Here is an 894-nt window from a genome sequence, read left to right on the forward strand (position 1 = left end):
AAGTAAGGAAAAAAGAGAAATCAAGACGCTGATTTCTCTTTTTCATTCAGGCATGTCGATGATTGTTATTTCCGCGCATTTTGCGTAAAACAAAACTCACAATTAAGACTAAAATAACAGCACCAATAATAGCAGGAACAATTGCGAATCCGCCGATCTCTGGACCGAAATCTCCAAAAATTAGAGAGCCTAACCATGCTCCAATGAAACCAGCGATGATGTTTCCGATAATTCCACCTGGAACATCTCGTCCCGTTAACACACCAGCAAGCCAGCCGATAAGTCCTCCAACAATAAGCGTCCAAATAAATGACATATACCTAACCTCCTTTTTATAGGGAATTCCTTTTCATTCTTTCCTAAAACACATCCTGTCATGCGACATGCTTGCTGCAAACCCTTTTACATTTTTTCATCTATTTATCATATATGCTAAGATAGCCCAACATTAAACTGAAGAGTTATGTATGAGAATTCACTGTGAAAGTAACGATAAAAGGAAGGAGAGAAGTTCAGCTTATGTAAGTTTTAGGTTCAATTTAGCTCATTCTATTCGCAAAAAGGGACATCCGGTTCATTTTTTAAAGCTTTTTCCCTTAGTTTTACTTTTTTTAACGGTATTTGTGATATCATTTTAAGTAAACAAATTCTTAACGGGAGAACAATATGGAGTCATTATTATTAGATAAAAAGCTTAAACACATTACGAATTTAATTCTAGAAAAAAAAGAAGAGTTCTCAAAACAAAAAAGATATGAAGAAAAAGATATTCAACAACAGTTAGAACCGTGGCGCGTTCATTTAATTCAAATATATGCTGATTCTGTCTCAACAAATGATACAAAAAACTTTGAAGTGCTTGAGGAGTGGGGAAGAGAAGTAGCGAATTTACTC

1 protein-coding gene and 1 pseudogene are annotated in these 894 nt (G+C 34.9%); one reads left to right on the plus strand and one right to left on the minus strand.

What is annotated here, in order from left to right:
* Positions 1-46 precede the first annotated feature (46 nt).
* Positions 47-316, minus strand: a complete 270-nt coding sequence (locus AC1DRF_RS29985) for a GlsB/YeaQ/YmgE family stress response membrane protein (protein WP_013083843.1) — start codon at positions 314-316, stop codon at positions 47-49.
* A gap of 350 nt (positions 317-666) precedes the next feature.
* On the opposite strand from AC1DRF_RS29985, the pseudogene AC1DRF_RS29990 reads away from it, so the two are divergent.
* Positions 667-894, plus strand: a pseudogene (locus tag AC1DRF_RS29990) (STAS domain-containing protein); the annotation flags it as partial.

The organism is Priestia sp. P5_B4 (assembly GCF_056400385.1).

Bases quoted from the DNA above. Each gene is read 5' to 3' on its own strand.
- AC1DRF_RS29985 (WP_013083843.1), bottom strand. From the start codon at position 316: ATGTCATTTATTTGGACGCTTATTGTTGGAGGACTTATCGGCTGGCTT.